The organism is Actinomadura meridiana (assembly GCF_039537545.1).
Lineage (GTDB): Bacteria > Actinomycetota > Actinomycetes > Streptosporangiales > Streptosporangiaceae > Spirillospora > Spirillospora meridiana.
The window spans coordinates 174,099-200,914 of sequence record NZ_BAABAS010000012.1 but is presented as its reverse complement, the minus strand read 5'-3'; the positions used below and the strand labels follow the sequence as shown (position 1 = coordinate 200,914).

24 protein-coding genes and 1 pseudogene are annotated in these 26,816 nt (G+C 68.6%); 5 read left to right on the top strand and 20 right to left on the bottom strand.

Features of this window, described 5'->3' with window-relative positions; all coding sequences use genetic code 11:
- Positions 1-42: 42 nt before the first annotated feature.
- The 7 genes from ABD808_RS21170 to ABD808_RS21140 form a co-directional block, all read right to left on the bottom strand.
- Positions 43-510, bottom strand: coding sequence for a peptidoglycan-binding domain-containing protein (locus tag ABD808_RS21170; RefSeq protein ID WP_344899306.1), 468 nt, complete (start codon positions 508-510; stop codon positions 43-45).
- Between the two features lie 176 nt (positions 511-686).
- Complete coding sequence (locus ABD808_RS21165) at positions 687-1,976, bottom strand: ABC transporter permease (RefSeq protein ID WP_344899292.1); 1,290 nt, start codon at positions 1,974-1,976, stop codon at positions 687-689.
- On the bottom strand, positions 1,973-2,653 hold the full coding sequence (locus tag ABD808_RS21160) for an ABC transporter ATP-binding protein (protein WP_344899290.1): 681 nt from the start codon (positions 2,651-2,653) through the stop codon (positions 1,973-1,975). The genes ABD808_RS21165 and ABD808_RS21160 overlap by 4 nt, the downstream gene beginning before the upstream one ends.
- Positions 2,650-3,159, bottom strand: a complete 510-nt coding sequence (locus ABD808_RS21155; protein ID WP_344899288.1) for an efflux RND transporter periplasmic adaptor subunit — start codon at positions 3,157-3,159, stop codon at positions 2,650-2,652. The genes ABD808_RS21160 and ABD808_RS21155 overlap by 4 nt, the downstream gene beginning before the upstream one ends.
- A 135-nt stretch (positions 3,160-3,294) precedes the next feature.
- On the bottom strand, positions 3,295-4,224 hold the full coding sequence (locus ABD808_RS21150) for a hypothetical protein (RefSeq protein ID WP_344899286.1): 930 nt from the start codon (positions 4,222-4,224) through the stop codon (positions 3,295-3,297).
- Between the two features lie 95 nt (positions 4,225-4,319).
- Complete coding sequence (locus ABD808_RS21145; protein ID WP_344899284.1) at positions 4,320-4,784, bottom strand: hypothetical protein; 465 nt, start codon at positions 4,782-4,784, stop codon at positions 4,320-4,322.
- Positions 4,785-5,219: 435 nt separating this feature from the next.
- Positions 5,220-6,941 (bottom strand): recombinase family protein, encoded by a 1,722-nt coding sequence (locus ABD808_RS21140; RefSeq protein WP_344899282.1) that lies wholly within the window; start codon positions 6,939-6,941, stop codon positions 5,220-5,222.
- A gap of 540 nt (positions 6,942-7,481) precedes the next feature.
- On the opposite strand from ABD808_RS21140, the gene zwf reads away from it, so the two are divergent.
- Positions 7,482-8,852 (top strand): glucose-6-phosphate dehydrogenase, encoded by a 1,371-nt coding sequence (gene zwf / locus ABD808_RS21135; RefSeq protein ID WP_344899280.1) that lies wholly within the window; start codon positions 7,482-7,484, stop codon positions 8,850-8,852.
- Between the two features lie 411 nt (positions 8,853-9,263).
- On the opposite strand, the gene ABD808_RS21130 is transcribed toward zwf, so the two are convergent.
- Positions 9,264-10,730, bottom strand: a complete 1,467-nt coding sequence (locus ABD808_RS21130; RefSeq protein ID WP_344899278.1) for an MFS transporter — start codon at positions 10,728-10,730, stop codon at positions 9,264-9,266.
- 25 nt (positions 10,731-10,755) lie between these two features.
- Here ABD808_RS21130 and ABD808_RS21125 point away from each other — a divergent pair, with 25 nt between their 5' ends.
- A complete protein-coding gene (locus ABD808_RS21125) occupies positions 10,756-11,196 on the top strand; it encodes a MerR family transcriptional regulator (protein ID WP_344899276.1) in 441 nt (146 codons plus the stop codon).
- Between the two features lie 246 nt (positions 11,197-11,442).
- On the opposite strand, the pseudogene ABD808_RS38550 reads toward ABD808_RS21125, so the two are convergent.
- The 9 genes and pseudogenes from ABD808_RS38550 to ABD808_RS21085 form a co-directional block, all read right to left on the bottom strand.
- Positions 11,443-11,643, bottom strand: a pseudogene (locus ABD808_RS38550) (cupin domain-containing protein); the annotation flags it as partial.
- Positions 11,644-11,791: 148 nt separating this feature from the next.
- Positions 11,792-12,106, bottom strand: a complete 315-nt coding sequence (locus tag ABD808_RS21120; protein ID WP_344899274.1) for a hypothetical protein — start codon at positions 12,104-12,106, stop codon at positions 11,792-11,794.
- Positions 12,103-13,767 carry a dipeptide ABC transporter ATP-binding protein gene (locus tag ABD808_RS21115; protein WP_344899272.1) on the bottom strand — a complete coding sequence of 555 codons (1,665 nt, stop codon included), beginning with the start codon at positions 13,765-13,767 and terminating at the stop codon, positions 12,103-12,105. The genes ABD808_RS21120 and ABD808_RS21115 overlap by 4 nt, the downstream gene beginning before the upstream one ends.
- A complete protein-coding gene (locus ABD808_RS21110) occupies positions 13,764-14,753 on the bottom strand; it encodes an ABC transporter permease (protein ID WP_344899270.1) in 990 nt (329 codons plus the stop codon). The genes ABD808_RS21115 and ABD808_RS21110 overlap by 4 nt, the downstream gene beginning before the upstream one ends.
- The gene (locus tag ABD808_RS21105; RefSeq protein ID WP_344899268.1) at positions 14,750-15,727 is read right to left on the bottom strand and encodes an ABC transporter permease; all 978 of its coding nucleotides are present in this window, start codon (positions 15,725-15,727) and stop codon (positions 14,750-14,752) included. Before ABD808_RS21105 ends, ABD808_RS21110 begins: the two co-directional genes overlap by 4 nt.
- A gap of 10 nt (positions 15,728-15,737) precedes the next feature.
- Complete coding sequence (locus ABD808_RS21100) at positions 15,738-17,441, bottom strand: ABC transporter substrate-binding protein (protein WP_344899266.1); 1,704 nt, start codon at positions 17,439-17,441, stop codon at positions 15,738-15,740.
- Between the two features lie 50 nt (positions 17,442-17,491).
- Positions 17,492-18,913 (bottom strand): sulfatase-like hydrolase/transferase, encoded by a 1,422-nt coding sequence (locus tag ABD808_RS21095; RefSeq protein WP_344899264.1) that lies wholly within the window; start codon positions 18,911-18,913, stop codon positions 17,492-17,494.
- Between the two features lie 512 nt (positions 18,914-19,425).
- Entirely contained in the window at positions 19,426-20,511 is a 1,086-nt protein-coding gene (locus ABD808_RS21090; RefSeq protein ID WP_344899262.1) for a serine hydrolase domain-containing protein, read from the bottom strand.
- Between the two features lie 460 nt (positions 20,512-20,971).
- Positions 20,972-21,208, bottom strand: coding sequence for a WHG domain-containing protein (locus ABD808_RS21085; RefSeq protein WP_344899260.1), 237 nt, complete (start codon positions 21,206-21,208; stop codon positions 20,972-20,974).
- 107 nt (positions 21,209-21,315) lie between these two features.
- Between ABD808_RS21085 and ABD808_RS21080 the strand changes: the two genes are divergently transcribed.
- Positions 21,316-22,794: a GDSL-type esterase/lipase family protein gene (locus ABD808_RS21080; protein WP_344899258.1), complete on the top strand. Its 1,479-nt coding sequence runs from the start codon at positions 21,316-21,318 to the stop codon at positions 22,792-22,794.
- Between the two features lie 44 nt (positions 22,795-22,838).
- On the opposite strand, the gene ABD808_RS21075 is transcribed toward ABD808_RS21080, so the two are convergent.
- Complete coding sequence (locus ABD808_RS21075; protein ID WP_344899256.1) at positions 22,839-23,369, bottom strand: TetR/AcrR family transcriptional regulator; 531 nt, start codon at positions 23,367-23,369, stop codon at positions 22,839-22,841.
- 94 nt (positions 23,370-23,463) lie between these two features.
- On the opposite strand from ABD808_RS21075, the gene ABD808_RS21070 reads away from it, so the two are divergent.
- Together ABD808_RS21070 and ABD808_RS21065 are read left to right on the top strand one after the other, a co-directional pair.
- Positions 23,464-24,171: an MBL fold metallo-hydrolase gene (locus ABD808_RS21070; protein WP_344899254.1), complete on the top strand. Its 708-nt coding sequence runs from the start codon at positions 23,464-23,466 to the stop codon at positions 24,169-24,171.
- 130 nt (positions 24,172-24,301) lie between these two features.
- Positions 24,302-24,931 (top strand): hypothetical protein, encoded by a 630-nt coding sequence (locus ABD808_RS21065; protein ID WP_344899252.1) that lies wholly within the window; start codon positions 24,302-24,304, stop codon positions 24,929-24,931.
- On the opposite strand, the gene ABD808_RS21060 is transcribed toward ABD808_RS21065, so the two are convergent.
- Both ABD808_RS21060 and ABD808_RS21055 read right to left on the bottom strand, forming a co-directional pair.
- Positions 24,909-25,289 (bottom strand): NADPH-dependent F420 reductase, encoded by a 381-nt coding sequence (locus ABD808_RS21060; RefSeq protein WP_344899250.1) that lies wholly within the window; start codon positions 25,287-25,289, stop codon positions 24,909-24,911. The genes ABD808_RS21065 and ABD808_RS21060 overlap by 23 nt on opposite strands.
- Positions 25,286-26,785 (bottom strand): UbiD family decarboxylase, encoded by a 1,500-nt coding sequence (locus tag ABD808_RS21055; RefSeq protein WP_344899248.1) that lies wholly within the window; start codon positions 26,783-26,785, stop codon positions 25,286-25,288. Before ABD808_RS21055 ends, ABD808_RS21060 begins: the two co-directional genes overlap by 4 nt.
- Positions 26,786-26,816: the final 31 nt, after the last annotated feature.

Here is a 26,816-nt window from a genome sequence, read left to right as displayed (position 1 = left end):
ACACCTCGCCAAAGCCATCCACGTCCTACAAGCCCACGAAACTCACGCCTCCTGAAAAAGGCTCACTGATCGCACTTTGCTGAGCCCACCGGCTACCACAACATAGGCGTCCATGGTCAGCAGGGCCTTGAAGACTTTTGGACGCAACCGGCCGTCATCGAAACCGAGGCCGGCGTTCTCCATCATCGCGTGGATCGCCTTCGCCGTCATCGGCCCGTAGGTTCCGGAGATGTCTCCGGGGTTGTAGCCCTTGCAGTAGCACGCGCTTTGGGCGATCTTGACCATGTTAAGGTTCTGCTCGGTGCCGGTGATCTCTCCGTGCGCGGTGAGCGCCGCCAGCGTGGCGGGACCGAAGGAGTCGGAAAGCGGCGCCACGCCCAACTCGTGCTGAAGGGCACGCGTTAGAGCGTACATCGTGGACCAGCCGGTTATCCCGTCCTCATCAACGGGATTGTAACCGGCGACCCCCTTGTAGGCAGAGTTCACCCATTTCTGGGCTCTCAGGACCATCTCATCCACTGTTCATGACCTCCCTGTTGCCTTGTAGGTCGCCTTCTTGAGGCCGATTGTGCAGCACGGATTGTATAAGTGATGTAGATCACTCATTGCGTCGGACTGCGCCGTAAATCCAATGAACCATGGGGCCCACGGACCATGTCATCGACCATTTCGGTTCTCCTTCTGGGCTACTGCCGGAGGGCTTCCTGGGGTTCGATTCGCGCCGCGCGCATCGCCGGATACATGCCCGCGAGGAGCCCGACGGCGGCGCCAATGAGGGGGGCGGGGAAGACCGACACCGGCTCCAGCACGGCCGTCCACTGCTTGGCGAGGGCGACGGCTACGACGGTGATGATCGCGAGGGCCGTGCCGATCAGCCCGCCGAGGAGCCCGAGGGCGGTCGATTCGACGAGGAACTGAACGGCGATGTGCCGGGGCCGCGCGCCGAGCGCTCGCCGCAACCCGATCTCGCCGGTCCGTTCGAACACCGCCACGATCGTGGTGTTGGCGATGCCGATGGCTCCAATCACCAGGCAGATGGTCGCGAGCAGCAGAAACAGGCCGGTGAGCTCGTCGGTCACTTTGCCGCGCAGGACCTTGGGGGCGGGCGGGGGGATCGCGGTCAGCAGGTCCGGCCGGTCGGGCCGCAGGGCACGTGGTGCCAGCCCGGCGATGACCTCGGCCGCGCCGAGCCGCGTCCTGATGATCATCTGGCCCTGGCCATCGACGGGCGGCGGGCCGAAGACACGCCTGGCCGTCTGGCGCGGGACGACGACGCCGGCCACCAGCTCCGGAAGCTGCTCGGTGTCGCCGATGATGCCGATCACGGTGAACGCGCGGTTGTTGATGAACACCGCGGGACCGGCGTCCAGCCTGCTGATGCCGAGTCGCTTGGCGGCCGTGGCGCCGAGCATGGCGACCGGCTCGGCCCGTCCCTCGTGGAAGGCGTTGAACGGCACGCCCTGGCTGATGGTCGCCTCGGCCGCGCCCAGGGTTCCGGCGGAGGCCGCGAAGACGGGAACGATCCCGCCCATGTCGGCTTCGGATCCCGGCCGGACGATGGGCGACGCGCTGATGAGGGGGTCGGCACCGAACCGGATCTGCCGCCAGGTGCCCGCCGTGACCACGCCGTTGAGGCGGCGCACCCGGCGGTCGCTGTCGGCTGGGATCGTCTCGACGGCGGCGCCGTCCGTACCTCCGCCGGCGGCGAGGTCCGGGCCGGCCTGCCCGTCGACGGCCGTGACGGTGACTGTAGTGGCGGTCAGGGAGTTGAACTGCTTGCCGATCTGCCCCGACGCCGTTGCCGTCAGGCCGAGAATCGCGACGAACGCGCCCACGCCGAGGACCGTCCCCAGCATGGTCAGCACCGATCTGCCCGGTCGCTGGGTGAGGCCGGCGCCCGCCTCGGCGACGAGGTCCCGCCAGCCGAGCCGGGGCGGTGGGACGGGCGCCCGCCAGGGTGTCCGGGACCTTCTCACCGCGCCCCCTCGTCGGTGAGCCGCCCGTCCCTGATCGTCACGACCCGTCCGGCCCGCCCCGCCACGGCGGGGTCGTGGGTGATGGTGAGCACGGTCTGGCCGGCGGTGTGGAGGTCTTCGAGTAGCCCGAGGATGGTGGCCGCGGTCGCGGTATCGAGGTTGCCGGTCGGTTCGTCGCAGAGCAACAGGCGTGGCCTGTTCACCAGTGCCCGGGCGATCGCGACGCGCTGCCGCTCGCCGCCGGAGAGCGTGGTCGGCGGGGCGTCTGTGCGGTGTTCCAGTCCGACTTGGCGCAGCGCCGACCTCGCCGCGTCCAGGCGGCGTGCGCGCGGTGTCCCGCCGTACAACTGGGCCAGCAGGACGTTCTCCAGCGCACTGCGGTGCGGGAGCAGATGGAACGACTGGAAGACGAACCCGATCCGCTGGCCGCGGACGGCGGCCCGTTCGGCGTCGCGAAGTTCCGCCACGTCCAGCCCGTCGAGTCCGTAACTGCCGTCCGTGGGTCGGTCCAGCAGGCCGAGCAGGTTGAGCAGGGTCGACTTCCCGGAGCCGGATGGGCCGACGATCACCACGTACTCGCCCCTGGCGACCGTCAGGTTCACGTCGTGAAGCGCGGTGACCGGCGGTGGGCCGGGATAGGTTCGGCCGACCCCGCGCAGGAGGATCGCCGGGGTCACCGGCCCACCACGACCAAGTCGCCCGCGCCGAGCGCCGCACCGTCGGGGGTGACCTCGACGAACCCGTCCGCCGACAGTCCGGTGGTGACGGGGACGCGGCGCCGTTCTCCCGCCGCGGTCACCACCGTCACCGATGTCCGCCCGTCGGCGGCGGCGCTGATCGCGGCCTCCGGGACCGCGAGCACCTTGTCGTCGGTGGCGGTGACGGTGACGGTGATCCGCGCCTCCTCGCCGTCGGACTCGGCGGTCCAGCCGGACGGCGCCTTGAGATACACCGGCACGTAGGGGGCGCTGCGGTCCTTGTCGCCCTTCGGGGTGACGACCTTGCCGACGGCCGAGACCGTGGCGCGGTACTGCTTGCCGGTCTCCTCGGCGAACACCTCGGCCCGCTGCCCGACCTTCACCATTCCCGAGGTCGACAGGTCCATCTTGCCGACCAGCCGGAGCCCGCCAATCGTGACGGTCAGCAACGCGCCCGATACCCGGCCGCCGACGTGCCCGGCCACGCGGGAGATCCGCGCAGGGAAGGCGGGAACGGGGCCGGGGATGCCTGCCGCCGCGCGAACCGGGGACGACCCGTCGCCGTAGCGGCCGCTGCGGTCCCGCCTCCGGCCTCGCTCGGGCGCGTGACGTCTGTCGCGTCAGCCACCGTACTGCTTCACTAGTTCCTGAAGCCGGCGCGCCCGGGAGGCGTTCTGCTTCTTCTCGCCTTCCAGGGACTCGGCGTTTTTCTCTATCTCCATGTTCTGTAGTTCGGATTCGACGGCGAACACCTTGCCGAGGAAGTTGGTCTTGTAGTTGCAGTCGACCGAGGCGCGCGCGGCCTTGATCTCCGGCGCGCTCGCTTTCTGGTCGGTGTCGTCCTCCTTGACGAACTCCAGGCCCGCATGCCACGGATCGACGTAGCGGTATCCCTGCTCCCGCACGCATGTGGACCAGGCAGAGGAGGCCGCGAGGACCCGCGGTTCGTTCTTCAGGCGGAGGAAGGTCGCGGAGGAGAGCCGGTTGGCGAGACCGCCCTGCCTTCTGGTCTCGTTCTTGACGGCTCGGTCGGCTTCTCCCATGCACCCCCCGGCGGGTATCTGCATGCCCCGGTAGCTCACACCTTGACCTCCGGCCCGGCTGCCTTGCAGGACCGTGCGCTCCTCCGGAGGAACATCGTCCAGTGACTGGGGCTCGGCGGCGCCCATGGTCCAGTCCGGCATGCCGAATCCGGCCCGCTCCGCCACCGCGCGGTCCGTAATTCCGTACCGCCGGGTGAACGAATGCCGGTTGAAGCGGATCCGCATCTGGATCGATCCGGTGATGTCGCCCGACGACTCCTGCGGAAATCCGAACCTCTTCATACAGGCGTTGGTGAGCAGAATGCCCAGCGCTCCCTGCTGCGCGGTAAGAGTGTCGGACGGCATATACGCCTCAAGGGGAAGGTGTAGCTGGGCCATGCCGGTCGGCGTGGGCGTCGGGACGGGCTTCGCCTCGACCTCCGCCTCCGGTGAGGTGCCGCAGGCGGTGAGCACCAGGCATGCCAGCACGACGGTGCCGAAGACTCGCGACGACGGAGAGCCGAACATGTCTTTCACGGAACTCCAAATCAACTCGTGCACAGGGGAAGATCGACCGCCTCCCCGCTCCCGCCGGAACGGGGCGGGAACGGGGAGACCAGAGGCTAACTGCAGGAGTTGATCGTGATGGACGCCTCGTTGTTCCGGAGGTGGTAATAGGAGTTACCCTCAGTGAGGTTTCCCGCGTATCCCCGGTTCAGGTAGTTTCCGTCACCTGTCAGGTGGGGGTAGATGTAGGTGGTCACCTGGCAGTTCGAGGTGTGGTTCCCCATTGACGCCGCGTTGTTGCGGACGACCTTTCCGTCGCCGGCCGAGCCGAAACTCCCGCTGTCGGAGAACTTGTTGCCCCCGAGATCATTGTCCACCTTGGAGGAGGGCCGCCAGCTGGCGTTCCACAGGCCCTGCGAGTAGTAAAGGCAGTAGTACTTTCCGCATGGCTGCCCCCATGACCCCCACGTGTCGATCTTGAGGGAGTATCCGGCGTAGGCCGGGGCCGCGGTCAACAGCGATCCTGCCGCGGATAAGGCGATGGCCGCACCGGCAGCGGCGCACTTCTGTGCGAACTTCACGAGTCTCTCTCCTGTCGGGCATGCGGTCAGACAGCATTTAACCTGCTGCGATGACCGGATAGCTGATAGCGGAGCAGACCACGAACTCTTGCCCGGCGGGGTACGACCTAGAAATTCTGTGGTTTTGATCACTCAGAGAGAATGAAAGCAGAGAGTTGGAGGCGTTGTCCACCACGAATCTGCCCACCTGCGGTCAGGGCGGTTAAGTACCTGGTCAGAAGCCTTTTCCCAGAGCGGCCACGGAACCGCCCTGCACTCCTGCGTGACGGTGACACTCGCGAGCGCCGCACGTCGGACATGTCAGAGGAACAGGTCCTCATCACCCCTGCGAGGGGTCGCAACACCTGCTGACCATCTTCCGAAGTCCCGCGCAAGTATCGGGGTGTGATCGGTATGCGCGAATGGTTGTGATCTGCCAACAACGCGGCCGCCGGGTTACAGGATTGGGAAGCGGGACGGGATTGTTAGTTGGCAGCGGTGGGTGGTGGGGTTGTGGGTGCAGCCATGCGCATGGTTCCCCGTAGGGGGTACCACGCGCATGGCTGCACGATCACCGTCCGATCCGGAGCCGTCCGATCCGGAGTCATCCCAAACGCTCGTTGCGTTCGCGGTCCAGAGTTGTGTGTCCGGCGTTGCAGGCGTGATCGTGACCTGGATCGTGACCTGGTTGTTTTCCTTGTTGTGACACATCTGGACGGCGAAGGCGTCCAGCAGGCGCCGCAAGGTCGGCTCAGGTAGCAGGTCGAAGTCGACCGTGCCGGTCGGGCAGCGGTCCAGCAACTCCGGGCACGGCGCCACCGGGGTCGCGTCCCGTAGTTCGCGCAGTGCCGCTTGTTTGGCCTCCAGGTCCGCGCCGATGCTCGTGGTGCGTTCGTTGATGGAATTGACGAAGGCCGGTGAGGGATCGTCGGCGGCCTCCAGCGAGTCCAGGACACGCTCTTTGCGGCGTTTCAACTCCGCGATCTGTCGCTCGACCGCCACCAGCCGTTCCCGGTGCTCGTGAATATGGGTGTCATCGAGCCGGGCGAGCAGGACGCGCAAGCGCTCGCGACGGTGGGGCCCGAAGATCTCACGGTTGAAGAACTCGGTCAGGCCCGCCATGAGCGGCTCCTCACGAACCCAGATGCTCGCCGGATGCCCTTCAGGACGGTAAGCACGAGCGGGACGGCAGATGTAGTAGATCCGCCCCCGGCTTTCCTTGCCGAACATCCGGCGCCCGCACAATCCGCAGGTCATATAGGAGCGGAAAGCATACGAGCGACGGGTGCCGGTGTGCGCGGTGTTGGGCCCCGGACGGCTACGTGACCCCTCCCTGTCACGGGCGACCCTCTGGGCGGCAGTGAAGGTCTCGATACTCACCAACTCGGGGTGAGTGGGTGCGCTGGACCAGATCCACGCCTCGGGCGGGTTGTTGCGGCCCCCGGCCGAGGTGGTCGCCTTGCGGTTCCACACCATGTAGCCGGTGTACTTGGGATTGGTCAGCACCTCCCGGACCGAGGAGTAGGTCCACCTGCCCACCGTGCGATGCTTCGCGGTCGCCACAGGCGGCGGATACCGATCCAGATCCAAGTTGAGTCGGTCGGCGATGGCCTGATAGCCCAAACGCTCACCGGCGCGGATCTCGAAAATGGTCCGCACCACCGGGCCCCGCACCGGGTCGGGAGCCAGCACATGCTTGGTCGCTCCCTGCTCCCGGCGAGCAGCGACCGGGTGCGGAACCTTGTCGGCCAGGTACCCGTACGGAGGGCGCCCGACGTTGAAGCCTTGCTCGGTGTGGGCCTCGAACCCGCCCCAGGATTTCTCCAGCATCTCCAGGACGTACCACTCGGCCACACCCTGCTTCACCCGCCGCGTGAGCACCTGAGACGAGCGCTTCCCGTTCAGGGCTATCGGCTCGTCGGACGCCCACAGCGGTATGCCGAGCTTCTCCAGGGTGTTCTCGATCTGGGTGCCGACGTAGGTGCGGCGCGCGATCCGGTCGACCGACTCACAGATCACCGCGTCGAACCGCCGGTCGACCTGGGTCGCTTCCAGCAGGAGGTCTTGAATGCCGCCGTCACGTGGAACCGGGATGTTGAACCGCTCGTGCCCTCGTCCGAACCCGCGGGCGGCAAGGTCCTCCCCCCGCATGCGCGGGGCCGACTGCTTCAGGTGCACCGTGCAGGGCGATCCGGGGACCATCGCCGCGTGCGCGGGGCCGACGTCGCGGTCGGCGTCGGCCCGTGCCCGGTCGAGGGGCCATCTCCGCGCGGGGATGGTTCCCGCAACGTGTTCGGCCCGTTGCAGGTCCCCAGGCGGCCCCGCGCACGCGGGGATGGTTCGTTCAAGTGCTGGGAGACCAACGCCCACACGTTGTCGGCCCAGCGCACGCAGGGATGGTCGGTCAGGCCGTAGGTGACACGCTTCCCGATCGCCAGGGTGTGCACGATCTGGAGACGCTCGAACAGCGCCAGCGTCCGGCCGACAGATCCATGGCGCCCGCGGCGGCGGCACGTTCATGGACCACGTCGGCGGTCAGGTGACCGTCCGCCTCGGCGAGCACGGTCAGGATGAGGGCGCGGCCGGAACGACACGCGAACCGGGATCGATGGACGAGGCGACACGTTCTGACCATGGCCGAGCGCTATGGGACCCGTGGGAGGGTTGTTCTCCGGATGGCCGAGGCGGCAGGCTGTGAGCCGAGGAGAGGGGGCGGCGATGGAGCGAGCCGACGCGATGGTGCTGTTCGGGATCACCGGGAATCTGGCGTACAAGATGCTGCTGCCGGCGTTGTACCAGCTGACGGCGGACGGGGTGCTGGACGAGCCTATCGTGGGGGTCGCCAAGACCGACCTCGACCTGGCCGGGCTGCGGAGTCGGGCCCGTGAGGCCTGTGAGGCCAAGCACGACAAGGTGGACGACGCGGCGTTCGAGAAGTTCGCCGGGAACCTCCGGCTCGTCGCGGGCGACTACACCGACGGCGCCACCTTCGATGCGATCCGTGGCGAGGTCGGCGACGCGGGGTTCCTCACTCACTATCTTGCGGTTCCTCCTTCGCTGTTCGCGACGGTCGCCGAGGGCCTGGCCAAGGTCGACCTGAACCGGAACGCCCGGATGGTCGTCGAGAAGCCGTTCGGCAACGACCTGGAGTCGGCGCGGGCGTTGAACACCGAGTTGCTGAAGTTCTTCGACGAGGACCATCTGAGGCGCGTCGACCACTTCCTCGGCAAGGAGCCGATCGAGGACCTGCTGATGTTCCGGTTCGAGAACATGCTCCTGGAGCCGATCTGGAACCGTCACTACGTCGACAACGTGCAGATCACGATGGCCGAGGACTTCGACGTCGCCGACCGTGGCTCGTTCTACGACGCCAACGGCACGATCCGCGATGTCGTCCAGAACCACCTTCTGCAGATCCTCGCGCTCCTGGCCATGGACACGCCGCCGTCGATCGACGCACGCGCCTTCATCGACGAGAAGTGGCGGGTGCTGCGCGCCGTCGAGGCCGTCGCGCCCGGCGATGTCGTCCGCGGTCAGTACGACGGCTACCTCGCCACCGAAGGCGTCCGCGAGGGTTCGACCACCGAGACCTACGCCGCGCTGCGCCTGCGCATCAACAACTGGCGCTGGGCCGACGTCCCGTTCTACATCCGCTCCGGTAAGGCACTGGGCACCACCGACCTGGAAGTGGTCGCCCAACTCCGCACCCCGCCCATCAGCTTCTTCGACGGCGCCCCGGAGCCCAATCTGATCCGCTTCCGCATCCAGCCCGATGCCGGGGTCACATTCGACCTGCTCGCCAAGGTCCCCGGGCGCGACAGCACCCGGCAAGTCCCGCTCAGCGTGGACTTCACCAAGGTCCTGGGCCCGATGGAAGCGGCCTACCAGCGCATCCTTACCGACGCTATGACCGGCGACCCCCGCCGCTTCGTCCGATTCGACCTGGCCGAAGAGTCCTGGCGCATCATCCAGCCCGTCCTCGACCTCCCCACCCAGCCCCTCCCCTACGCCAAAGGAACCTGGGGGCCGGACGAAGCCACCACCTTCGTTCCCGGCGGCTGGCACGAAATCTCCACCACCTTCGACTGATGCGTACGGGGGCTGGATATGGGCCCGAGGCCGACGACAACGATGATGTCGAGAAGCCGCAGACCGCCTCCCTCACCCGCGCCCAGTCAAACGCCGTGGCACGGGTTCCCCCCGACCAGCCAAGCACCACCCGAGATGTTGCCGTTCTCCCGGTCCAGCGCCTCGAAGAACCTCGGCCACGGATTCAGACGATCAGAAGACTGTGAACCGGCACGGGATCGTTAGGCGGGCGGCCGATGGGGCGACCGTGAGCGCCGGACTGGGGCGGACCCGTAGGGGGTACATCACAAATCGGTGCGCGTGTCCATCGTGTTCGCTCCCACCGCGGAACAGCCGCCGCGCTAGGTCGGGGTCGCGTCTCAGGTTGGTTGCTTTGGTTGGAGGTGCGGCCCGTGGTTCGGGGCGGGGGGATCAGCGGTGGTGGTTTGTGTCGTGGTCTAGTTCTTTGAATAGGGCCGCTGATCGCGTTGCGGTGGTCTTGGACCAGCGGGTGGTGCTTAGTGTTGCCAAGGCCAGGATGCCGATGCCGAGACCGAGCGTCAGCCACCAGACGGGGTGCTCGGCGTTGGTGTACGCCGAGTCGGCCGCCGCCAGGGACGGTCCGACTAGTGTTCCGGCGATTGCTACGCCCAGTGCGGTGCCGGACTGGCGTCCGACGGAGACCAGGGAGCTTGCGGTCCCGGTCATTGAGCGGGGCATCCCGGACACTGCCGTGTTCGTGATCGGGGGGTTTGCGGTGCCGAGGAACAGGCCGAACAGGAGGTAGATCGCGAGGACGGCGATTAGCGGCGTGTCTGGTGTCAGGCACAGCGATGTGGCGCCGCCGAGGACCAGCGCCGAGCCGGCGGCCAGCAGTGGCAGGCGCGGGCCGCGGGCGCCGACCAGGCGGCCGGTGAACGGTGAGAGCAGCATGATGAGTCCCCCGACGGGCAGCATGCACAGCCCGGCTGTCAGTGCCGACATGCCGTGTACGTCCTGTAGGTACTGGGTCGTCACGAACAGGAACCCGCCGAAGGCGCACAATGCGAACACAGCCATCACGAGCGCCGCGCTGAACGACACGCTGCGGAACAGGCGTAGTTCCAGCAGTGGGTCGCGGCGCCGCGGCTCGTAGACGAGGATGGTCAGCACGCTGAACGCCGCGATGGTGAACAGGCCGATGATGATCGGCGAGCCCCATCCCAGTCGCCTGGACTCGATGACCGCGTAGACCACGCTACCGAGTAGTGCTGTCACCAGGAATTGCCCCACCGGGTCGAAACGGCGGGCCTGGTCGGCCCGCGAGTCGGGGATGAACAGTGCGGTACAGACGATCATTACGGCGACGATCGGGACGTTCACCCAGAACACCGCGCGCCAGCCGACGGCGCTCACCAGCGCGCCGCCCAGGATCGGGCCCAACGCCAGCGACAGGCCCGAGATCGCGTCGAACACGCCGATGACCCGGGCCCGCTCGGCACGGCCGGGAAACGTGTGCACGGTGATCGCCAGCGCGACCGGGTTGAGCATCGTCCCGCCGACGGCCTGCAGCACCCGCGCCGCGACCAGCCAGCCGACGCTCGGCGCCAGGCCGCACAGGAGCGACCCGAGGCCGAAGACGGTCAGCCCGACCTGGAAGACCCGACGGCGGCCGAGCCGGTCGGCGGTGGACCCGCCCAGCACCAGGAATCCCGCCAGGACGAGCGTGTAGGCGTCCAACGTCCATTGCAGGTCGGTCTGCGTGGCATTCAGATCGCGGCGAATCGCAGGTAACGCGACGTTGACGATCGAGATGTCCATGACGACGACGAACACGCTTAGACAGCATGTCGCCAACACGAGCAAACGGCGGCGCTGGCCGAGTTCAGCGTCCGCGGTCGTCGACACCAGATTGGTCATGACTGGCGACGTTAGAATTTAGAGCATGCTCGAAGTCAACCCATCGGAATCCGCGTCCATCCCGCTGGCGGGCTTGAGCATCGCCGAGGCCGCGCGCCGCACCGGGGTCAGCGCGCACACCCTGCGCTACTACGAGCGCGTCGGGCTGGTCGTCACCCCCGTCGACCGCACCGCCGGTGGCCGACGACGCTACCGGCAGATCGACCTCGACTGGATCACCATCTGCACCAGGCTGCGAGCCACCGGCATGCCCATCAAGACCATCCGCCGCTACGCCGAACTGGTCGCCGAGGGTTCCGGCAACGAACGCGAGCGCCTGTCCCTGCTGGAGACCCAGCGCCGCGACGTGCTGGCCAAACTCGCCGAACTACAGGAAAGCCTCGAACTCATAGACCACAAGATCGACGTTTACCAGACCCGCCTGGCCGCCGGTGACGCCGACCGCCTCTGGGCCCCAGGCCTCTGAGCCGCCGCCACCCACATTCCTATTCGGGTCCGAGTACCGCGATGCGCGTTCTGCCTGAACGGAGCATCGGGAGGGGGACGAGCCGGTGCCAAGAGTCAGGGTTACGGATCAGCAGGCTGCCAGGGCGGCTTGGAAATCGGGTAAATCCGTCGAGGGGCTGTCGGGTGGGACGGTCCGAAGGCAGACGTGATCGTGACTTCATGCTCCACGCCGGAGCGCATCCTTGGTGGGAGCGGGGCGTGCGTGTCAGTGCCAGGCTGGGTTTGGTGGGGACTTGGATTCCAGCCACTTGCTGTCTGTTACGGCTTGGACGGTGTGCGGGACGCTGGTCGGGTGGAGCAGGGTCTGGCCGGGGGCGAGGTGGGTCCGCGCGTCGGCGACCGTTCCGACTAGGGAGCCGCTCAGTAGGTAAATGTAGCTGTCGTGCTGGTGCTCGGGTGAGCGGACGCCTGCCGGATAGTAGACCTCCTAGAGCATTCCCTGCCTTCCATGGAGACGGAGGCGGACCAGGCCCCGCCCGCCTATCAGAGGAAGTCCCTCGACATTGGTCAGAGGCTGCCATGTGGCGGTTTCTGTGCTGGGCATCGGGTGTTCCTTAGGCGGCTTGTGGTTGGGGCGGTTGCGGGGTGCCAGCCCAGGGTGGGATTAGGGTTCGGGTGTCGTGGAGGATCTGGCGGTAGTCGTGTTCGTTGAACTCGTAGGGCAGTTCGAGGCGCAGTTCGCTTACTTCGGCCACGGCGACGTCGGCGTGCAGGCGTTCGGCGATTTCGGCGGACGGGCCGACGAGGTCGGGGGCGAAGCGGATGCGGTGCTCGCCGTGCACGGTGAGCGGGCGCTCGTGGCGGCTTGTCTGGTATTCGCGGTAGCGCTTTCGGGTTGGCGCGTCGGCGCTGTCTAAGGGGACGATCACTCTGCCGAACGCGATCCTGCCGGGTCGTCCGGGTGGCAGTAGGTGTCGGTAGAGGGCGATCTGCTCGCGTTGCTGTTCGGCGTGGGCATGGGCTCCAGTGACGGGACGGCTGCCAGGAGTTCCCGCGTGTAGGGGTGCTTCGGTGCGTCGAAGACGGCGTCAGTGTCGGCCAGTTCGACGATCCTGCCGTCTCGCATGACCGCGACACGGTCGCTGACCTGGCGCACGACGGCCAGGTCGTGGGAGACGAAGATCAGGGTCAGGTCGAACTCGGTCTGGAGGTCCGCCAGCAGCTCCAGGACGCGGGCCTGGGTGGAGACGTCCAGGGAGGTGACCGGCTCGTCGCAGACCAGCAGGTGGGGGCGCAGGGCCAGGGCGCGGGCGATGCCGATTCGCTGCCGCTGGCCTCCGGAGAACTCGTGCGGATGGCCGTCGTAGCGCGCCGTGTCCAGTCCGACGCGGGCCATCAGGGCGCGGGCCGCCTTCTCGGGCGCGGCCTCGCCGTGGACGCGCAGCGGCTCGGCGACGCTCTCGCCCACCGTGCGCCGCGGGTTCAGCGACGCGCCAGGGTCCTGGAAGATCATTTGCAGGTCGCGGCGGAGCGGGCGCAGGCGCCGCTCCGGCATCGCGGCCAGGTCGTGACCGCCGAACGCGATGCCGCCGGAGGTCGGTTCCAGCAACCGCACGACCAGCCGCGCCAGCGTGCTCTTGCCGCTGCCGCTCTCGCCCACGACTCCCAGGGTCTCGCCGCGCCGCACGTCGAACGTGACGCCGTCCACGGCCGGGATGTTCCGGCGGCGCAGCGGTGGTCCGAGGACGAAGTCGCGCCGCAGGTCCGTGACGCGCAGCAGCGGCTCGGCCAGTGGCGGGGCTGGTCTGTGCGGCCGTGGCGTGTCGATTCTGGGGACGGCGGCCAGCAGTTCGCGGGTGTGACGGGCCTGCGGCTCGTGCAGGACGCCGCTCACCGGGCCATGCTCGACGGCCCGCCCCTCGTGCAGGACGAGGACCTCGTCCGCGCATCCGGCGATCACCCCGAAGTCGTGGCTGACCAGCACCAACGCCATCCCCGTCTCGGTGCGCAGCTCGTTCAGCAGGGCGAGGATCTGGGCCTGGACGGTCACGTCGAGCGCGGTGGTCGGCTCGTCCGCGACCAGGATCCGCGGTTCCAGGGCGAGGGCCATGGCGATCAGGGCGCGCTGGCGCATGCCGCCGGAGAACTCGTGCGGGTAGGCGCGGGCGCGGCGGGCGGCGTCGGGGATGCCGACCCGGTCGAGCACCGCGACGGCCTTGGCCCGCGCGGCCTTTCGGGTGGCACCGGTGTGGACGCGGTAGACCTCGGCGATCTGGTCGCCGACGCGCAGGTAGGGGTCGAGGGACGACAGCGGGTCCTGGAAGACCATGGCGATCCGGCCGCCGCGCAACCGCCGCAACTCCGGCTCAGGCGCCGCCAGCACGTCGGTCTCGCCGACGACGATCTCGCCGGTCACCTCCGCGCCGTCGTTGAGCCGGAGCAGCGACATCGCCAGGGTGCTCTTGCCCGACCCCGACTCCCCCACCACGCCGAGGGCCCGTCCCGCCGCCAGGTCGAACGAGACGCCCCTGACCGCCTGGAATCCGCCGAATCGCACCCGCAGGTCGCGGACCCGCAGGACCGGGCTCATGCCAGCCTCACCCGCGGGTCGACGAACGCGTGCAGCAGGTCGGCGACGGTGTTGGCGAGGACGACGACGGCTCCGGCGAGCACCGTCACCCCGACCACGACCGGCAGGTCGACCGTGTTGACCGACTCGACGGTGAGCTTGCCGATCCCGGGCAGCCCGAACATCGTCTCGGTGAGCACGGCGGCGGTCATGACCTGCGCGACCTCCACCGCGGTGAGGGTGACGAGCGGGCTCAGGGCGCCGCGCAGCGCGTGCCGTCCGATCACCTGGCGCTCCCGCAGCCCATAGGCGCGGAACGTGCGGATGTGATCCTCCATCAGCGTCTCCAGGACACCGGCCCGGCTGATGCGGGCGTAGACGGCCGCCTGGATGAGGGCGAGCGCCGTCCACGGGAGGACGAGGTCGCGCGCCCACTCCCCCGGGTTCTCGGTCAGCGGCACGTAAGCCGGAAACGGCAGCCACTGAAGATAGGCGCAGAACACCAGGAGCAGCACCAGGCCGATCAGGAACACCGGAGTGGACCATCCGAGCAGGGTCACGCCGGTCAGCAGCCGTTCGGTGAGCCGCCCTCGGCGCAGCGCCGACAGCAACCCGGCCGAGATGCCGAGCAGCAGGGCGAGCATCTCCGCGCCGAAGGCGAGGGACGCCGAGACGGGCAGCCGGTCCGTCAGCATCGTCCTGACGGGCTGGTCGGTCTGGAAGGAGTAGCCGAGGCAGGGGGCGGCGCAGTGGTCCACGTCAGGACCGGCGGAGTAGTCGCGGCCCACGACGAGCCCTTCGAGGAAGTGCCAGTACTGGAGCTGGACGGGGTCGTCCAGGCCGAGCTTCTGCTGCGTCCGCGCCAGCCGTTCGGCGTCGCAGCCCCGGCCGCAGGCGAGCACGGCCGGGTCGCCCGGCGTCAGGTAGAAGAGTCCGTACACGATCGCGGACAGCGCCAGCAGCACCACGACGGCGGCGCCCACCCGGCGCGCCAGGAACCAGATCATCCGGTGCTCCGGTGGATCGTCATGACCTGGCGCTCCAGCGGGGGTCCATGGCCTTGCGGACGCCCTCGGCGAGCACGGTGAAGGCCAGCAGCGTGACGAACAGCAGCGCGCCCGGGACGATCACGTACGCGGGGACGGTGCGGAACCAGGTCGTCGCGGTGGACAGCATCTGCCCCCACGACGGCGTCGGCGGCCGTACCCCCCGCGCCGAGGAACGAGAGCCCGGCCTCGCTGACCATGTTGAGCGGCACCTTGAGCGCGGCGAGCACCAGCAGCGGCGCGGTCAGCCCCGGCAGCACCTCGCGGACGGCGATACGACCCGGCCGCGCGCCGCTGAGCCGGGCCGCGTCCACGTACTCCCGGGTGCGCAGCGACAGCGCCTGGCTCCGGGTGACACGGGCGACGTTCCCCCAGCTGACGGCGGTGATGACGCACGCGAGCAGCAACGGGCGGGGCATCGACTGCGGGACGATCGCCATCAGCGCCAGCGCCAGCAGGAAGGACGGGAACGCCAGCGACAGCTCGATCAGGCGGCTCAGCACGGCGTCGGCCCAGCGTCCGCCGAAACCGGCGGCGAGCCCGACGGCGACGCCGACCAGCAGCTCCAGCACGGTGGCGCCCAGCGCGACGCCGAGCGAGACGCGGGCGCCGTACACGACGCGGGCGAACACGTCCCGTCCCGTCGCGGGTTCGACGCCCAGCCAGTGGTCGCCGCTCACCCCGCCGAACGCGCCGTGCGGCACCCCGCCGCGGGCCGAGTCGAGCAACTCGCTGTGAAAGGTCGTGGGGTCCTGCCCCTCCAGGGCGCACAGGAGCGGCGCGGCGAGCGCGACCGTGACCATCGCGATCACGGTCGCCAGTCCGGCCATCGCCGCCCGGTCCGCCCGCAGCCGCCGCCATGTCTGCCGCTCCCGGGGCGGGAGGTTCCGCTGCGGCTCCGCCCCGGGAGCGACGTCCTTCTCCAGCAGTGTCACGGCTGGGCGTTCACTTCACCGAGACCGTGGAGACGTCGTACCAGCCGCGCCACTGGTCGAGGTAGGCGTTCTTGACGCCCTTGCCGTACAGCACCACGGTCCGGGGATGGTAGAGCGGCACGAGCAGCGCCTTCGTGCCGATCTCGGCGTCCAGCGCGCCCCATCTCGGCGCGGCCCGCGCCGGGTCGGTGAGCTGGTTGATCGCGTCGATCTCCGCGTTGACCGCCGGGTCGTCGAACTGGGCGAGGTTGTAGTTGCCGCCGCCGCGCAGGATCTGCCGGCCGTCGAAGATCGGGATGAGGAACGGGCCGCCGGCGGGCCAGTCGGCGCCCCACGACTGGAGGGTGAGCGGCGGCTGCGTCGCGGGCTTGCCCGTGATCGTGCGGTAGTCCTCCTCGCCGAGCGGCTTCTGCTTGACGGTGACGCCCGCCTGCTTGAGGGCGTCCTGGACGGCCGCGGCGACCTTGGGCCCGTAGCCGCCGCCGTCGGAGTTGGGGAAGGCCAGCTCGACGGTCAGCCCGTTCGCGTGCCCCGCCTGGGCCAGCAACTCCTTGGCCTTGGCCGGATTCCCGGACTGACCGGCCGGAAAGTGGTCGTACGGCCGGTGCCCGAACGCCTTGCCCTCGGGCAGGAAGGTGGTGGCCGGAGACGCGAGCGCGCTGCCGCCGATGGCGTTGACGACCGACTGCCGGTTGATCGCGTAGGCGAACGCCTGCCGCACGCGGACGTCGTCGAAGGGCTTCTTGGTGGCGTCGAAGGCCAGGTACTTGGTCTCCCCGAAGACGCCCCTGGCCACCCGCTTGGCGAGGCCCTGGTCGCCGCCCAGCCGGGCGAGCTGCTCGGGCCCCACCGGGGTGTCGGTGGTGATCGCCCTGGCGTCCGCGCCCGCGCCGCTGACCAGCCGCTGGTTGATGACGGTCGCGTCCAGTCCCGAGGTGACCTCGATGCGGTCGGGGCAGGCCAGCCGCTGGCCGTCGACGGAACGAGACCAGTGCGGGTTGCGTGTGAGGACCAGCTTCTTGCCCGGTTCGTATTTGTCGACCTTGTAGGGGCCGCTGGAGACCGGGGCGTTCTTGTACTTGGTGCCGGTGTCCTTGGCCTTCGGCACCGGGGCGAACTGTGTCGCGGTGGCCAGGTAGGAGAAGTCGCCGTGCGGCTGCCGCAGCCGGAAGACGATCGTCCTGGGGTTCGGCGTCTCGATCGACTTCAGGTCGCCGCCGCCGTTGTAGGGACCCTTGTAGCCGGTGCCGCCGATCAGCCAGTCGTGCAGGTACGGCGCGCCGCCCGGCAGGTCGGGCGAGAACGAGCGCTCGATGCCGTACTTGACGTCCGCGGAGGTGATGGGCGTGCCGTCGTCGAACTTCAGCCCGTCCTTCAGGGTGAACGTCCAGGTCTTGGCGTTGTCGCTGGGTGTGCCCAGGTCGGTGGCCAGATCCGGGACGGGTCTGGTGCCCGCCTCCCCGGCGACCCGCTGCCGCGTGGTGAGCGTCCGGTAGACCAGCGTCGGAAGCGCTCCGCCCCCGGAGGTGTAGAGCCGCGCGGGGTCGAACTCGTCCAGCCCGCCCTGGTTGAGCACGGTGAGCGTGCCGCCCTGGCAGTCGCCGGGGTCGAAGGCGGACGACCCGCCGGAGCCGGAGTCGCCGCCGCACGCCGCTCCGGCCGAGGTGATCGCCAGAGCCGTGGCGGCAAGCAGGACGGTTCGTCTCAGCCTCATGGGGGGAGCCTCGTCTATGTTCGACTTTTCCTACCAAAATACCATGCTTTTTACGTGGGGTACGGCAGCAGGTCCCCGTTGATCTCCTCCCAGGCCGCGCGCAGGTCGGCGAGCACACCGGGACGGCGCCGGGCCAGGTCGGCCTGTTCCCTCGGGTCGTAGGCCAGGTTGTGGAGCGTCTCGCCGTCGGGGGTGCGCAGGTACTTCCAGTCGCCGCGGCGCAGCGCCCGTTCCTGCCTGGTCCGCCAGAACAGGTCGCCGCCCGGTGGCCGCGCGCCCCTGAGGAGGTACGGCAGAAGACTGCGGCCGTCGAGCGGATGTTCGCCGCTCGGCGCGACGCCGGCGGCCTCCAGAAGCGTGGCGGTCCAGTCGTGGGTGACGACGGGCACGTGGCTGACCTGGCCGGGCCGGATCGCGGCGGGCCAGCGCAGGATGGTCGGCACCCGGATACCGCCCTCCTGCAAACCGCCTTTGTTCCCCGACAGCGGCCACTGGTGGGACCAGCGTTCGCCGCCGTTGTCGCTGAAGAACAGCACGAGGGTGTCCCTCTCCCGGCCCGCGCCGCGCAGGGCGCGCAGGACCCGTCCGGTGGCGGCGTCCAGGCTCTCGACCATCTTCCGGTAGGTGTCCAGCGAGCCGCCGTCGTCGTGCCACAGCGCCCTGGGGTCGCCCGCCTTCGCGCGGGCGGTGATCTGGGCGCTCACGTCCCGGTCGCCGGGCGCCTCCCACGGCCAGTGGGGAGTGGTGAAGTTGAGGTTCAGCAGCCACGGCCGACCGTGATCCTGCTGGACGAACTCGGCGGCGCGCTCGGCGATGGTGTCGGTGTAGTAGTCCAGGGACTCGACCGGCACCTCCCCCTCGTACAGATCCGCCGTCGTGCCCGAGACCTTGGAGTAGTAGTCCACGGCCCCGGACAGGTTGCCGAAGAACACGTCCCAACCCGACTTGAGCGGGCTGTACCAGGGCAGGAAGCCGCAGTGCCACTTGCCGAACATGGCGGTGGCGTAGCCGTCCTTCTTCAGCAGGGACGCCAGGGTGGGATGCTCGGGCGGGATCCCGATGAGCTTGTCGGGACGCGCGATGGGCTCCTCCAGGCCACCGCGCAGCCGTCCCGGATAGCGACCGGTGTACAGCGCGAACCGGGTAGGCGAGCAAACAGCGGCTGCCGAGTACCCCTGAGTGAACCGCACCCCCTGCCCGGCGAGCCGGTCCAGGTTGGGCGTCCGGATCGAGGGCGAACCGTAGCTGCCCAGATCGGCCCACCCAAGATCGTCGGCAATGACGACCAGAAGGTTGGGGCGAGCAGGCCGCCGCCCACCGGAGACAGCACGGAACTCCCGCTCACCCGTCCCGGCAACCGCCGTACCACCCGGCAACACCGCCCCCGCGGCAACCCCGGCGGCCACCGCTCCGGCTCCGGCCAACTCCCGCCGACTCAGCCCCCCACCTTCAGCGTCACGCCCGTCTCGCATCGCCACCACTCTCCTCAACAAAACCGATCGGAATAACATGAAAAAACGACAACGGGCCTCCGCCCGATGTCATCGGAAGGAGCTGCTCTACCCGGAGACGTGTCCGGGGATCAGGCGGTACGCGAGGTCAGTGCAGCCGATGGACGCGGCTGGCGCGGAAGACGAGTGGAGAGATCCCAGCGGCGGAGTCCATGTCGTGGACGCGCGACGCCAGACACCGTGGCCACCCGACCGGATCCGCTACTCGACGGCGCGGTCGTACGCATTTCATACCGTTAAGGTAGGAAAAGTTCATCCATCCGTCAACGGACGATCAGTGCGCCCCGCCGTGACCCCCATCACGCGGTGCCGCTGTCGGACTTCCACGGGGACGCGAGGTCCCGGGCGCCGGTAAGGCAGCAGCCCGGGACCTCGACTCATGTGCGTCCGGCCGTACCCTCGGCCGGTGTTGTCAACTGGCTGGTGGTGGTGAGGCGGTCGCTGTTGGCCCTGTCGTGTCGGTGGGGATTCGGCTAGCGGAGGTCGTGGATGAGGGCGCCGATTATGCGGTCGACATCTTCCGACTCGTACTCGTCGGTGTCGATGAGGAGGGTTACGCCTCGTTCGGCGTCTTCGGTGAAGGCGTTTCTGAACTCGTGAGCGCTCAACATGCTTCCGCTGTGTCCCCAGGTGACGGGGTCTTCGGTGAATCCATAGCGCTCTATGCCCAGGCCGTAGCCCTCGCCCGCGTTGTCGAGGACGGTCTTCTTCATTTCGGCGAGCTGGGCCGGGGCCAGTAGTTTTCCGGTGAGCAGCGCCGTCCAGAACGTCGTCGTGTCGGCGCCGGTGGAGATCAGCTCGCCCGACGCGTCGGCCTCGGTGGTGTTCCATTCCGTCCTGTCCACGACGGCCCCGGCCACCCATTTGTAGCTGCGCAGGTCCGGTTTGCGGATGGTGACGTCGTCGCCGGGCCAGTAGGTGTCGCGTAGTCCGAGCGGCTTGATGATCCGCTCGGTGATCTCGGTGCCGATGTCGCGGCCGGTGACCTTGGTGACGATCAGTCCGGCCAGGTTGTAGTTGGTGTTGGAGTAGGCGAAGCCGGACGGGGCCCGGTCCTTGGGTGGGTCCAGGGGGAGCGCCTGCTGGACGGTCTGGAGAGGCTCGATGTGGTCCCAGCGGCGCGCTTCCTCGTCCTTCCAGTAGTCATTGCCGAGGTAGTCGGGCAGGCCGCTGGTGTGCTGGAGGAGCTGCCGGATGGTGATCGTGCGCCCGTCGTACTTGTCGTTGCGGATGAGGCCGGGCAGGTAGTGGTCCACGGTGTCGGCGAGGTCGATCTTGCCCTCGGCGACGAGCTGGAGCACGACCGTGGCCGTCCACGTCTTGGTGTCGCTGCCGATACGGCTGAACTCGTTGCCGACGACCTTGCGGCCCGTCGCGCGGTCGGCGAGACCGACGCCACCCTGCCAGATACCGCAGTTCGGGCTTTTCACCGTCACGGCGATTCCGGGGACACCGATCTTCCCCAGCTCACTCAGCGCGGTCTCGATGGGTTTTGTGTCGCACTCGCGTGTCTTCGCTGATGCGGCGGGAGCCATTCCCAGGGAGGCCGTGAGCGCCAAGGCCACGACCATACTCGTTTTACCTAGCATGGTTCATCCTTTGATTCCGGTGGTCAGTTTGATTCGTCGATGAGGGCGTCGGCCCGGAAGCGATGGTCCTGACGGAGCCGAAAAGTCCGCCCGCAAGGCGCGCCGACCAGGCAGTCGCGCTGGGTGTCGAACTTGATCTTGCCTTTACCGGCGAACCGAAGCACTCCAGTGGCCACCCAGGTCTCGGGTACCGCTGCCTATACGCGCGCGCTCCTTAGCGCGCGGCTTCCGGCCTGTGGCCAGGCCCGCAACGCTGGCTACCCGCGGACCGCGGGCCAGCTCGATTCGCGGAACGTTCCGTCGAGGCGGAGTTGTTGGCGGCGGCAAGACGGCTTACCTGGTGGTGGGGGGCGCAGCCCGCTTTTCGCTTCGAGGTCAGGGCTCGGTTGGGCTGAGTGCTGGAGGCTTTTCGATTGGGCTGTTTCGCGGGCTATTTGAGGCCCAGGGAGGCTACTAGGTTGCGCATTTCGTCTTCGTAGACGGTGGCCGGGTCGTGGATGAGAGTGCGCAAGTGGCCGTAGGTCTCCAGGGCCAGGAGGCCGTGCATGCGGCCCCAAACGCGCATGGTCAGAGCGAGGGCCGCTGCGGGGAGGTCGGGAAAGTCCTCTTGGACGTGGCCTACGAGCGCGGGGTCGAAGTCCGGCCAGTCGTACGTGTGAGCGTCCACCAGGGCCGGGGCTGCCGGTGGCCACGCGGCGGCGACCAGCTGGGGAGTCCGCGTCGTCCTCGCGGTCTCGACGGCGGGCAGTCCCGCACTCTTGAAGGAGCCGAAAAATGAACACGACCGAACTGATCCAGAAGTACCTCGACGTCTGGAACGAGCGGGACGCCGCCGTCCGGGAGGCGCTGATGAAGGAGGTCCTCACCGAGGACTCCGTCTATTCCGACCCCGACTACGCGGGCCTGCACGGACACGCCGCGCTTTCCGACGCGATCCACAACGCGCACGAGAAGCTCGGCGACCTGCGCTTTACCCTCGACACCGTGATCGGCGTGCACCACGACCGGGCGCTGTTCCGCTGGCGACTGGGCACGGCCGCCACCGGCTATGACGTGGTGGAGTTCAGCGGCGAGCGCGTCCAAAAGCGTCCTGGGCTTCTTCGCATGAGCGGCTGGAGCGCCGCTTGGACCACCTCACCACAACGGCCGGGAGCCAGTTTCGCACCCAACTGGTCGGAGGAGGGTTTTCGCGACCAGAGCGTTCGGCAGACCGTCCGGCTCAGCGTCGGCGGCGACTCGCTGCGGGTGCGCCTGACCAACCGCTACGGAACGGTGCCGTTGCAGGTCGCGGGGGCTTCGGTCGCCGCCACTGCGGGCCGCGCCGCCGTCAGGTCTGGGACCGTGCAGGAGTTGGCCGTTGACGGCAAACCGTCCTTCGCCGTCCCACCCGGTGCCGACCTGGCCACAGACCCGGTGGAGTTCGCCACCAGTGCGCAGGACGCGGTGACCATCACGATGTACCTGGCGGAGCCGTCCGGACCGGCGACGTACCATGCGCAGGCGCTCGCGACGACGTTTCGGGCGAGGGGCGACCAGCTCGTCCACAGCGGCAGCGAACCGTTCACAGAGACGTCGCAGTCCTGGTACTACCTGAGCGGGGTCGACGTGACCGGGGCGTCGGGTGACGGCATCATGGTGCTCGGCGACTCGCTCGTGGACGGAACGGGCGGCACCCCGGACACCGACCACCGATTCCCCGACCTGCTGGCACGGCGGCTGATCGCGGCGCGACGTCCGCGCGCCGTGCTGAACCAGGGCATCGGCGGCAACCGGGTCACGGTCGACTCACCCTCCCTGGGCGATCGCGCAACCGTCCGGTTCGACCTGGACGTCCTGTCTCAGCCCGGGGTGAGCACCGTCATCGTCCTCGCCGGAATCAACGACATCGCCATCAGCGAGATCGCGGACGAGTCGCCGTTCCCCGTCCTCGCGCCCTACACCGAGGTCTCGGCGGACGAGGTCATCGCCGGGCACCGCGACATGATCGCCCGAGCCCGAGCCGCCGATCTGCGGACGGTCGGGACGACCCTGCCGCCCATGCGCGGCTCGGCCTTCTCCACCGCGCGCAGCGAGGCCGAGCGGACCACGCTCAACACCTGGATCCGCGAGTCGGGCGAATACGACGCGGTCATCGACCTGGCACGGGCGATGGGCGACGTCCTCGCCCCCGCTCACGACTCGGGCGACCACCTGCATCCGAGCGACGCCGGATACCAGGCGATGGCCGACGCCGTGGACCTCACCGTCCTCTGAATTCGGCCGCGCAACTCGCGGTTCTCTCGGCAGGTTGGGAAGCCTTAACGGTCGTTCGCCAGTGCTCGGCGCATACCGGCCAGGCCGTACTCGAAGGCCCGGTCGACATCACCCCCGAGCCGGAAGCTGCCGTTGAGTTCCATTTCTATGAAGCCGGTCGCCCACGCCGTCACCAGGCGCGCGGCCTCCAGTGCCTCCTCGTCCCCGACGAGTTCCCGGGACGCGCGCAACACCGGAGCGGCCGCCCGAGCGAGGGTCTCGGGCGGCGCTTCCGCGGCGAGCATCAGCCGGAATCCCTCCGGCCAGGACTGGGCGAACTGCCGGTAGCCGCGCGCCATCCCCTCGATCGACCCGTCCGCCGACTCCAGCCGGACGGCCAGGTCGTCGATGGTGGCCTCGGCGACGGCGGCCAGGAGAGCCGCGCGATTGCTGACGTGCTTGTACAACGACGGGGCACGCACCCCCACCCGTTCTGCGACGCTCTGCATGGTCAACTGCCGCTGACCACCCACCTCCAGCAGGTCACGTCCCGCCGCGACGATCTCCGCGAACGAGGTCTTCTCAGGGGTCGGCATCGTCCGTCCTCCCACACGAAGGCTATTGACGTTAGCCATCATAGCTATCTATCGTAGCCATCACAGCCTTCGTCCGAACTATTGGAGACGCACCATGAAACTCGCCCCTCACCTGCACCGCCTCGGTAACGACATCGTCGCGTGCTACCTCATCGACACCCCCGAGGGCATCACGCTCATCGACGCCGGGCTCCCCGGCCACTGGCGCGACCTACAGCGCGAACTCCGCCTCCTCGACAAGAGCGTCGACGACATCCGCGGGCTCGTGCTGACCCACGGCGACTCCGACCACATCGGCTTCGCCGAACGCCTACGCCGCGACCACGGCGTCCCGGTCTTCGTGCACGCCGCCGACGCGGACCGCACCCGCACGGGAGAAAAGCCCAAGGTCGCGTTCGGCCCCATGCGGTTCGCCGCAACGCTCGGCTTCTTCGCCTACTCCATCCGCAAGAACGGCCTGCGTCCCCGCTACGTCAGCGAAGTCACCGAGATCGCAGACGGCGACGTCCTGGACCTGCCTGGCAACCCGGTCATCGTGGGCATGCCGGGACACTCCCCTGGCAGCGTGGCAGTGCACGTCCCTCTGGCCGACGCCGTCTTCGTCGGCGACGCACTGACCACCCGACACGTCCTCACCGGACGCAGCGGCCCCCAACCCGCGCCCTTCACCGACGACCCGACCCAGGCGCTCGCCTCCCTCGACCGAATCACCGAACTCTCAGCATCCTGGATACTCCCCGGCCACGGTGCCCCCTGGAACACCTCACCAGCTCAGGTCAGCCAGGCAATCAAGAAGACCTGAACAACCCGCCCAAGGACCCGACCGCCAGGCGTTTCCTGGGATGTCCTGCCTTGATCGCGTGTGGGATCCTGTATGGGCCGGCCGCCGTGCACGCGGTGCTCCCAGGCCCGCGATGCGAGGGGACGGCGACGTGTCCGACTTCGACGATCTGGTGTCGGCCGAGCGGCGCAGGCTCAACAAGCAGGCGGCCGCGCACGCCGCGAGCGAGAACGCCCGGCGCCACGGCGAACTCCCCGAGTGGCAACGGGTCGTCGCCCGCATCCAGGACCTGCTGGCAGCCTCAGCACGCCACCTTCGGGACGCCGCCGTCCCACCCCTCCCCGTGCTGGAGGCGCACAAGCCCAACGAACGATTGCAGCTCGCAGGACTCCTCCTGGCAGGCCGCGTCGTGATCGTCGGCCACCGCTGGCCCCTCGGACCCTTCACCCTGGACGCCGACGGCCACGCCTACCCGACAACCCGCACGGAACCGCTGATCCCCAAGTACCCCCTCTCGCAGAACCCCGCGCTCAACAAGAAGCTGCGCAAGGCCCGGCTCCGAACCGGCCTGGCGGCCGACCAACAGGTGATGTGGGCGAACAAGAACCCGTTCATCCTCGACCCGTCCACAGGCGTGGAAACCGGCCGCGTCGCCTGCTTCGGCAAGGGCCAGGACGGCACTCCGCTACTAGCCTCGTCCGACCCCACCACCGGCCAGCCCCTGGAACCCTTCCTGGCGAAGGCCGTCGCCCAATTCATCACCCACAACACCCACCCCTGACCCAGCACCCACGCAGTCGTGCGCCTGGGACGCGTTGTTGGTTGTGCTGTGCGGTGGTCAGGCCCTCTAGGTCGCCGAAGTGGTTGGTCGTGTCGATGAGGATCTTTCCGTCCAGCGGGCCTGCCTCTTCCAGGGCGGCGGGGATCGCGCTCCAGGGCACCGAGAGGATCACCACGTCACCGAACGCGGCGGCTTCGGCGGCCGTCCCGGTTCGGGCGCGTGGGCCGATCGCGGTGGCGCGGTCGGCGAGGCGGGACGGGTCGCGGCTGAAGGAGAGGAGGACCTCGTGGCCCGCGTCGGCCAGGAGGCGGGCGGCGTTTCCGCCGATCTTTCCGGCACCGATGACGCCGATTCTCATACCGTCTCCTTCGGGTAGCCGTAGGCGTGCCAGTTGTCCATGACGTGCCGTTGCAGGTCCTTGGACCAGCTGTGGGCGAAGTCGGACGCGGTCGGCCGGTCCTCGGCGGAGAACCGGTCGGCGATCAGACAGTTGTGGACGACCTTGGTGGCGTGGTAGCTGAGCCGCTCGTTGGCGTCCAGGTAGATGGGCAGAATGTTCTGCGACTCGTTGGAGAAATGGACCTCGCCGTGTTCGGGATGGGCGCGGCTGGCGAACGCCCAGATCACCTGGCGCGGGTCGGCGATGTCGATGTCGTCCTCCAGCAGCAGCAGTTTGGGGACGCCGAAGGCGAGCTTGCCCGCGCCGAACACGACCTCGCCGACCCGCTGGGCCATGTCCTTGGACGACAGGCCGGTCCGTTCGTGCCAGTCGGGGTTGAGCGAAACCACCCACCAGTGGTTCGCGGACTCCAGTACCCCCCAGCAGGCGGCGACGGGTACGTCCGCCTGCCGCAGGACGTGGGTCATCTCGGCGGCGTGCGGCATGCCCCATCCGGTGTGGTCCTCCTCGACCGGTGCGCCCGCGACGGCGACCGGGAGGATGGCGTCGTCGCGGTAGGTCACGGCGGTGACGTGCAGGACGGGTTTCGGGGACGAGCTGCTGCGGTCGATGTAGCCGGGGTACTCGCCCATCGGGCCCTCCTCGGCGGTGTCGGTGTGCGAGACGTGCCCCTCGATGATGATCTCGGCGGTGGCCGGGACGAGCAGGTCGACGGTCTCGGCCCGCACCATCTCCAGCGGCTCACCGAAGTAGGCGCCCATGTAGTGCGACTCGTCCTCGCCCTGGGCGAGCGGCATCCCGCCGACGTAGGGCAGGCCGGGTTCGACGCCGAGCGCGACGGCGATCGGCATGGGCTCGCCGCGTTCCTCCCACTGCGCCTTGATGATGCCGAGGTGCTGCGGCGGCGGGATCAGGCAGGACAGCCGGTTCCGGTTGAGCAGCATCATCCGGTTGATCGACCAGTTCGTCCAGGTGCCGTCCGGTGTCTTGGCGATGTTCATGCCGTATGTCTGGATGTAGCGTCCGCCGTCCCCGTCGTGGATCAGTGGGGTGGGGAACTTGAGTAGGTCAATGTCGTCGCCGAGCATGATGTTCTGCTTGCACGGCCCGGTCTCCAGCACCTTCGGCGGGATCGGCTCGCGGGTTCGGGCGTCGGCCAGTGCGGTGATGACGTCGGCGCCACGGGCGTCGGCGGGCAGACCGAGTGCCAGGGCGATCCGGCTGTAGGTCAGCCCGCGCCGCGCGGACAGTCCGCCGGGTGCTGCCAGAACACGGAAGCCCTTCTCGATGCCCTTGATGTTGGTGAACAGCGGTGCCGGTGCGCGCAGCTCGTACGAGCGGCGTGCGACCGCGCCCATTTCCAGCTTCCAGTCGACTTCCTTGCCGATCCGCTGGACTTCGCCGATCTCGTCGAGTGCGTCAATGAATTCGCGCAGGCTGCGTAGATGCTTCAACAAGTTTCCTCTCATTGGCGATGTGCCGCTA